The 8,277-nt window shown below is 64.7% G+C and carries 8 protein-coding genes; 3 read left to right on the forward strand and 5 right to left on the reverse strand.

Annotation, left to right across the window (positions count from 1 at the left end; translation table 11 throughout):
• Positions 1–74 precede the first annotated feature (74 nt).
• Positions 75–1,238 (reverse strand): mechanosensitive ion channel family protein, encoded by a 1,164-nt coding sequence (locus tag VNC39_RS13840; protein ID WP_325400189.1) that lies wholly within the window; start codon positions 1,236–1,238, stop codon positions 75–77.
• Positions 1,239–1,370: 132 nt separating this feature from the next.
• Positions 1,371–3,353, reverse strand: a complete 1,983-nt coding sequence (gene priA, locus VNC39_RS13845) for a replication restart helicase PriA (RefSeq protein WP_325400191.1) — start codon at positions 3,351–3,353, stop codon at positions 1,371–1,373.
• A gap of 42 nt (positions 3,354–3,395) precedes the next feature.
• On the opposite strand from priA, the gene fsa reads away from it, so the two are divergent.
• From fsa to VNC39_RS13860, 3 genes are all read left to right on the forward strand, one after another.
• A complete protein-coding gene (fsa, locus tag VNC39_RS13850) occupies positions 3,396–4,052 on the forward strand; it encodes a fructose-6-phosphate aldolase (protein ID WP_325400193.1) in 657 nt (218 codons plus the stop codon).
• Positions 4,053–4,202: 150 nt separating this feature from the next.
• Positions 4,203–5,123, forward strand: coding sequence for a tyrosine recombinase XerC (locus tag VNC39_RS13855; RefSeq protein ID WP_325400195.1), 921 nt, complete (start codon positions 4,203–4,205; stop codon positions 5,121–5,123).
• A gap of 192 nt (positions 5,124–5,315) precedes the next feature.
• Positions 5,316–6,095 carry a sulfite exporter TauE/SafE family protein gene (locus tag VNC39_RS13860; RefSeq protein ID WP_325400197.1) on the forward strand — a complete coding sequence of 260 codons (780 nt, stop codon included), beginning with the start codon at positions 5,316–5,318 and terminating at the stop codon, positions 6,093–6,095.
• 20 nt (positions 6,096–6,115) lie between these two features.
• Here the strand turns inward: VNC39_RS13860 and VNC39_RS13865 are convergent, their stop codons facing one another.
• The 3 genes from VNC39_RS13865 to atpD all read right to left on the reverse strand — a co-directional run.
• Positions 6,116–6,904 carry an endonuclease/exonuclease/phosphatase family protein gene (locus VNC39_RS13865; RefSeq protein ID WP_325400199.1) on the reverse strand — a complete coding sequence of 263 codons (789 nt, stop codon included), beginning with the start codon at positions 6,902–6,904 and terminating at the stop codon, positions 6,116–6,118.
• 98 nt (positions 6,905–7,002) lie between these two features.
• Positions 7,003–7,419, reverse strand: a complete 417-nt coding sequence (atpC, locus tag VNC39_RS13870) for an ATP synthase F1 subunit epsilon (RefSeq protein WP_325400201.1) — start codon at positions 7,417–7,419, stop codon at positions 7,003–7,005.
• 10 nt (positions 7,420–7,429) lie between these two features.
• The coding region (atpD, locus tag VNC39_RS13875; protein WP_325400203.1) for a F0F1 ATP synthase subunit beta at positions 7,430–8,277 on the reverse strand (848 nt) is incomplete at its 5' end.

Genomic DNA, 8,277 nt, shown 5'->3' on the forward strand with positions numbered 1-8,277 from the left:
GGAAAAGCAAGGCAAGGCGAGGGAAAGGCTGGATTGCCGGGGCCGGATGCCTCCGGCGGCGCCCATCGCGTCTCCTATGCCTGTGCCTGACGGCGTGCCGGCATCTCGGTCATCCGGCGCTCCGGCATGGCCTGGTTTTGCATCATTTCCACCGTGCCGCCGGAAAGTTCGGTGCGCTGGCGCGGCAAAGCGTGCGGATATTCGGCATAGAGCCAGGTGATCATCGCCTCGCGCACGTCGCAGCGCAGGTTGAACAGCAGACTGGAGTTGCGCGCGCTGACCAGCAGCCGCACCTGGACCATGGTGCCGGGCAGGTCGGTGACCTGAACCACCGCGGCCCTGCCGTCCCAGTTGGCGTTATTCTTGACCACCGCCTGCAATGTTTCGCGGATGCGGTCCACCGGCACGGAATAATCGACATTGAGCATAACGGTGCCGAGCAGATCGGCGCTTTGATGCGTCCAATTCTGAAAGGGTTGCTCGATGAAATAGGTCAGCGGCAGGATCAGCCGGCGCAGGTCCCAGATGCGCACCACCACATAGGTGCTGGCGATTTTCTCGATCCAGCCCCACTCACCTTCGACCACCACCGCGTCTTCGAGCCGGATCGGCTGGGTCATCGCGATCTGGATTCCGGCGAGCAGGTTGCTCAGCAGCGGCCGCGCGGCAAGGCCGACGACCAGGCCGGCGGCGCCCGCCGAGGCGAACAGGCTGACGCCATATTGCCGTACGGAGGCGCTGGTCATCAGCGCGATGCCGGCCGTGAGCAGGACGATCAGCACGCGCGCGGCGCCGCGGAGAATGCGTACCTGCGTGACGTGCTTGCGCGCCGTCAGATTGTCTTCCACGTCCAGGCGCACCCGTTGCAGATACAGCTCGGAGAGCATGTCCATGGTGTTGAGCGCGGCCCAGCCGATCACGATGATGCTGGCAGCGAGCAGAAGATGGCCGGTGGCCAGGGTGGCCGCGTTACTGAAAGGCGCGAACGGCAGGACGGCGCCGAGTACGAACAGCACCAGCAGAGCGCTGCTGGGCCCTTGGCTGCGGTTGAACAGAAGCGCCGGCACAATGCCGAACCGTGCGATGAGACGGTCGAGGCGGTGCACGGCCCAGCGGCAGAGCAAGGCCGCGATGCCGCCGGCGACCAGCAGCATCAACAGGCCCAACAGCCAGTTCGGCATCCAGCGGGAGAGAAAGTCGATGAACTGATTGGTGCGGTTCAACGCATCATGAAGCATGCGACCGTACCTCCTTTCATGGCTTGCCCGACGGGCGCGGGGGAACGGCCCGGACAAAAAAATCTCGGTCCTGGAGAATGTTGTGGGCGTTAGGTCATTTGGCCAGTGAAAAATTCAGGCCATGCGTGCCGCCTACATGAAGGAGACCGGGTCGATATCGACATCCACCCGCACGTTTTTCGGGATGTCGGTGCGGGCCAGCCAGTCGCGCATGAGTTTTTGCACCGGCACGTGGCGGGCGGCTTTCAGCAGCAGCCGGCGACGGAAGCGCCCGCGCAGCAGCGCGAACGGGGCGGGGGCGGGGCCGAGGATTTCCGTGCCCGGCTCCCTGGGCGCGCTGCGGGCCAGGGCACGGGCGGTGGCGTCGGCAAGTTTTTCGTCCGTGGCGCTGACGATCAGCGCCGCCAGCCGGCCGTAAGGCGGCCAATGGCCGGGGCGGCGTTGTGCGGCCTCCTGCGCCAGAAATTCCGGCAGGTCTCCCGACAGCAAGGCGGCGATCACCGGGTGTTCGGGCGCGAAGCTCTGCAGCAGCACCGTGCCCGGCGCCTCGGCGCGGCCGGCACGGCCTGCCACCTGGTGCAGCATCTGCACGGTGCGCTCGCCGGCGCGCAAATCGCCGCCGCCGAGGCCGAGATCGGCATCGACCACGCCGACCAAAGTGAGATGCGGAAAATGCCAGCCTTTCGCCACCATCTGGGTGCCGATGATGAGGTTCACGGTACGTTCGGAAATGGCCTCGGCGGCGGCGGCGGCCTGTTTCGGCCCCTGGATCATGTCGCTTGCCATCACCAGCGTGCGCGCGGTGGGGAAACTCTGCGCCACCTCTTCGGCGATGCGTTCCACGCCCGGACCAATCGGCACGAAGCTCGCCTCCGCCTCGCAGGCAGGGCATTTCGGCGGGACGCCGGTGCTGTGGCCGCAATGATGGCAGATCAGCCGCGAATGGCTGCGATGCTCGACCAGCCAGGCGGTGCAATGCGGGCAGGCGAGGCGGTGGCCGCATTGGCGGCACAACGTGAGGGGGGCGTAGCCGCGCCGGTTCAAGAACAACATGCCCTGCTCGCCGCGCGCCATGGTCTCGTTCAAGGCAGCCACCAGAACGGGGGAGAGGAACCGGCCGCGTTCCGGCGGGTGCGCGCGCAGATCGATGGCCTTCACGGTGGGCAGGGACGCGCCGCCATGGCGGGTCGGCAAATCGAGTTTCTTGTAGCGGCCGGAGGCGGCGTTCTCCACGCTCTCCAGGCTCGGCGTGGCGCTCACCAGCACGCAGGGCGCGGCGGCCAAGCGGGCGCGCAGCACCGCCATGTCGCGGGCGTGATACATCACGCCGTCCTCCTGCTTGAAAGCGCTTTCGTGCTCCTCATCCACGACGATCAGGCGCAAATCTGCGAAGGGCAGGAACAAGGCGGAGCGCGCGCCCACCACCACTTGCGCTTTGTGCGCCGCCACGGCGCGCAGAGTTTCCCGCCGCAAGGCCGGAGTCAGGTCGGAGTGCCAGACGGCCGGCGGCGCGCCGAAGCGGCGCTCGAAACGCTGGAAAAATTGCACGGAGAGCGCGATTTCCGGCAACAGCACCAGCGCCTGGCCGCCTTGGCGCAACGCCTGCGCGACGGCTTCCAGATAGACCTCGGTCTTGCCCGAGCCGGTCACGCCGTCGAGCAATGTCACGGCGAATTTCTGCGCCCGCACATCCTCCTGCAAGGCCGCCACGGCGGATGCCTGGGGGGCGGAGAGTTCCGGCGCGGGCAAAGCCGGGTCCGCTGCGGGGAAGGCAAATTTCTTGGCCCGGGCGGAGGGCGTGCCGAGCAGGGATTCCTTGAGCGCCAGCGCCAGCACGTCGCCGCGCCGGGCCAGGGTGTAATTCGCCACCCAGTCGATGAACTGCATGAGCTGGGCCGGCAAAGGCGGGAAATCGAGGATTTCCGCCACCGGTTTGGTTTTGACGCTCTCGTCCGGCGCTTCGTCCCACACCGCGCCGACGACCATGCGTTTTCCCAGCGGCACGCGCACCAGCGTGCCGGGCGGCACGGCCAAGGCCGCTTCGTATGTGAAGGCGGCGTCGAACGGATAAGGCAACAGCACGCTGAGGCGGGTGGTTGGGTTTGGGGAATCCATGCTAGATGCTTGGCACGGACCATCTGACACCGGGAAGGGCGCATGAAATTCTTCGTCGACACCGCTGAAATTTCTGAGATCCGTGAACTGGCCGCGACCGGCCTGCTGGACGGGGTGACGACGAATCCGTCGCTCATCGCCAAATCCGGGCGGAAAATCACCGAAGTGATCGCCGAGATCTGCGATGTCGTGCCCGGCCCGGTGAGCGCCGAGGTGGCGGCCACCGAATACGGGCAGATGATGAAAGAGGCGGCGGTGCTCTCGCGCATCGCCCCGAACGTTGTCATCAAGGTGCCGTTGACCCAGGATGGATTGCGCGCCTGTCACAGTTTGAGCCAAGGCGGCGTGATGGTGAACGTGACTCTGTGCTTCTCCGCCGCCCAGGCGCTGCTCGCGGCCAAGGCCGGCGCCGCCTTCATTTCGCCGTTCGTCGGCCGGCTCGACGATATCGGCCAGAACGGCATGGATCTGATCTCCGACATCACGCAGATCTATAACAATTACCCGGCGATCAGGACCGAGGTGCTGGTGGCCTCGATCCGCAACCCGATCCATCTGATCGAGGCGGCGAAAATGGGCGCCGATGTCGCGACCATTCCGCCTGCGGTGATCCGCCAGCTCTATAGCCATCCACTGACCGACAAGGGCCTCGCTGCTTTCATGGCCGACTGGGCGAAGACCGGGCAGACCATTGGCTGAGAAAGGAAGGCTTCTTTTTGTGAACAAAAAGAAGCAAAAAAACTTTATTATGCTGGGCCATGGGCTGCGTCAGCGACAACGCCCATGGCCCGGCGTACACAAAAGTTTTTGCGCCGCTTTTTTCAAAAAGCGGCTTCTTTCTTACTTTCCATGACCGATCAGACTCTCTCGGGCGAGTTTTTAGCCTGGCTCAGCGGTGAGCGCCGTATGGCCGCCAAGACGGTCGAGACGTATGGCCGCGACATCCTGGCCTTTCTGGCCTTCTGCCGGGAGCATATCGGCGCCGAGCCGGATGCGGCGGCTTTGGGCGGGCTGCGGGCGGCCGATATCCGCGCCTGGCTTGCGGCCGACGCGGCGGCGGGGACGGGCAACGCGACGCGCGCCCGGAAGCTTTCCGCCGTCAGGACGTTCTATCGTTTTCTACAAAAACGGCACGGGATCGAGACGACTTCGCTGGCGCTGGTCGGGCGGCCGCGCGCGAAACGGCCTTTGCCGCGTGCTTTGAATCCGCGCGATGCGACGCAGATTGTTCAGGCGATCGGGGAAGCGACCGACATGGCGCAGGCTCAGGCGCGCGACGAGGCGCTGATGTGCCTGCTCTATGGCGCCGGGCTGCGCATCAACGAGGCGCTCTCGCTCAATGTCGGCGACCTGCCGGCGGCAGATGACGCGCTGCGCGTGACCGGTAAAGGGAATAAACAGCGCATCGTGCCGCTGTTGCCGGTGATCCGCGCCGCACTCGCCGCCTGGCTGCGGTTGCACCCCAACCGGGCGCCGGAGTCGCCGCTGTTTCTGGGCGTGCAGGGCAAGAGGCTCAATGCCGGAGTGGTGCAGAAAACCCTGCGCGACTTTCGCCGCCTTAACGGGTTGCCGGAGCATACCACGCCGCACGCGCTGCGGCACTCCTTCGCCACGCATCTGCTGGAAGGGGGCGCGGATCTGCGCTCCATCCAGGAACTGCTCGGCCATGCGAGCCTTTCCACCACGCAGCGTTACACCGATGTTGAGACGGTGCGGCTGATGGAGGTTTGGCAGAAGGCCCATCCAAGGGCGGTGCGGCGGGAAGGGTGAACAAGAAAGAAAGGCCGGGTCATGGGCTGTGTCGGCGACAACGCCTGCTGCCCAGCATCAACAAAAAGTTTTTGCGCCGCTTTTTTTAAAAAGCGGCTTCTTTCTTCCGTGCGCACGCAAATTGTCCATAATGGGCGCATTGCCTTTTAAAACAAATTGGCCGAAGATATCTCCATGATGCATATAGGATTAATGATAATTCAGCCGGCCTATGTCGCTTCAGGGCTCCTGGTCGGCATTCTCGTTGGTCTCACCGGGGTGGGCGGCGGCTCGCTGATGACGCCGCTTCTCATGCTGGTGTTCGGCTTCCATCCCACCACGGCGGTCGGCACGGATCTGTTGTTCGCGGCCGCCACCAAGACCGTGGGAACGACAATCCATAGCGCCGGCAAATCGGTCGATTGGCGGATCGTGGGGCGGCTGGCCTGCGGCTCGGTACCGGCGACGATCTTGTGCCTGGCGGGCATCGCCTATTTCGGTGTGGCCAGCAAAGGCGTGACTGACGCGATCTCGCTCACATTGGGCGCGGCGCTCCTGCTCAGCGCGGCGAGCCTGGTGTTCAAAAACCAGATCGTGGACTTCATCAGCCGCCATTATCCCGGTTTCGGCACCGAAGCGTCTTACAAATACACGATCATTGTCGGTTTCATGCTCGGCATCCTGGTCTCACTCTCATCGGTGGGGGCAGGGGCGCTGGGCACCGTGGCGCTGATCATTCTCTATCCCCGCCTGCCGGTGGTCACCATCGTCGGGTCCGACATCGCCCATGCGGTGCCGCTGACCCTGCTGGCCGGGGTCGGCCATTGCTATCTTGGCACGGTGAATTTTCACCTTCTGGACTCGCTGCTTCTAGGGTCCATCCCCGGCATCATCGTCGGTAGCTACACAGCCCGCTACGCGCCGAACACGGTCCTCAAGACGACGCTGGGGATTATTCTCGCGGTGGTCGGCAGCAAAATGCTGTTTGGGTAAGCAGGCCGCCGGGCCGCCCGTTACGCAAGCGGGGTGGCGCGCAGGACGATCGAGGCTTTGACGCCGAAATGGTCGCTCGCCAGCAGGCCGGTTTCCGGATCTGGCCGATCGAAAACGGTCGACACGTCGGCCACCTGCAGTTCCTCCATTTCTGGCGAAACCAGCAGGAGGATATGGTCGATGCAGGCCGCGCCGCAGGTTGCCGCCGGCGGCAGGCCGGCTAGGTGCCGGCAATCGACCAGCCGGGAGCCGTTCGGCGCAAGGGCATCTGAGATCTCTGCGGCGTCGGGCGCGGCGTTGAAATCGCCGCCGATGAGTGCGAGCGTGGCCGGCTTCATTCCGGCCAGTTCCGTCACGACGGTCTCGAATTGCCGGCGGCGGAGCGCCTGGGCATTCTGCAAATGGGTCAGATGCAGGGAGACCGCCAGAACGTTGCCCGCCGGATGGTCGATTTCAGCAAACAAAGCGGCGCGGTCGCCGTCCCTGGGGTCGCTCGGCAATTCCACCGCCCACGCTTTCAGAATCGGATAACGGGACAACACGGCGAGTCCCGACGTGCTCATCGCTTCGGCGCCTTCGCAAAGGCGTGGTTTCCTGCGGCCGTCCCACCGTGCCGCATGGAAGCCTGTCGCATCGGCAAGTGCGGCGGCGGTGTCATAGCCGAGTGCGGGTGCGGCGAAGCATTCCTGCAGGAGCAGGATATCCGCATCCAGCCGGCGGACCTCCGTGGCCATCAGCCGAAGCCGCGCCTGATAGGCGCCGTCTCCCTTCCAGGTATTGAACGTCACGACGGTAAGAGATTGCGCCACAGGCCCAGACTCACAAAAGTTTTTTGCGCCGCTTTTTTCCAAAAAAGCGGCCGCTTTCTTTCTGACAAAAAACCCGCCTTCCGGCGGGTTTTTAAACGTTAGGAGTGATGCTCCGGCGCCAGGCTGTCGACCATCGCCTGGGCGGAGATCAGCCGGTCCGAGGCCTCGCGATAGGCGTCGCGATCGGCCATGTTGACGGCGTCGAACGCGGCTTTGGCCTCGGTTAGAGCGGCTTGCGCCTTGGCCGGGTCGAGTTCGGACTGGCGGGTGATGGAATCCGCCAGCACCGCGCATTGCGTCTCGGTGATCTCGGCGAAGCCGCCGGAGACGAAGAAGCGGTCGGTGATCCGGTCGCCCTCGTAGATATCCACCAGCCCGCCGCGCAGGCTGGTGATCATCTTGGAATGGCCGGGCAGGATGCCGAGATTGCCCTCGGTGCCCGGGATTACGACCATATCGACGGCGCGCGCCAGCAGGAGCTTTTCCGGACCGATGATTTCCAGCGCGAGAGGCATGATGCTTCCTTTAGGCCTTCGCGGCCATGGCTTCGGCCTTCTTCAGCGCGTCCTCGATGGTGCCGACCATGTAGAAGGCGGCTTCCGGCAGATGGTCATACTCGCCGGCGACGATGCCCTTGAAGGAGCGGATCGTGTCTTCGACCTTCACGAACACGCCCGGGGAGCCGGTGAAGACTTCCGCGACGTGGAAAGGCTGCGACAGGAAGCGCTCGATCTTGCGGGCGCGCGCGACGATGAGCTTGTCGTCTTCCGACAGCTCGTCCATGCCGAGAATGGCGATGATGTCCTGCAGCGACTTGTAGGTCTGCAGGATGCGCTGCACGTCGCGGGCGACCTTGTAATGCTCCTCGCCGACGATGCGCGGGTCGAGCGAGCGTGAGGTGGAGTCCAGCGGGTCCACCGCCGGGTAGATGCCCTTCTCGGAGATCGCGCGGTTCAGCACCGTGGTCGCGTCGAGATGGGCGAAGGAGGTGGCGGGCGCCGGGTCGGTCAAGTCGTCGGCCGGCACGTAAATCGCCTGCACCGAGGTGATGGAGCCCTTCTTGGTGGAAGTGATGCGTTCCTGCAGCGCGCCCATATCCGTCGCCAGGGTCGGCTGGTAGCCCACTGCGGAGGGGATACGGCCGAGCAGCGCCGACATTTCGGCGCCGGCCTGGGTGAAGCGGAAGATGTTGTCCACGAAGAACAGCACGTCCTGGCCTTCCTGGTCGCGGAAATATTCGGCCATCGTCACGCCGGAGAGGGCGACGCGGGCGCGCGCGCCCGGCGGCTCGTTCATCTGGCCATAGACCAGCGCCACTTTGGAGCCTTCGGTGGTGTTCTCACCCAGCTTGATGACGCCGGCATCGACCATCT

It is taken from the genome of Acidocella sp. (genome assembly GCF_035535915.1).
Taxonomy (GTDB): domain Bacteria; phylum Pseudomonadota; class Alphaproteobacteria; order Acetobacterales; family Acetobacteraceae; genus Acidocella.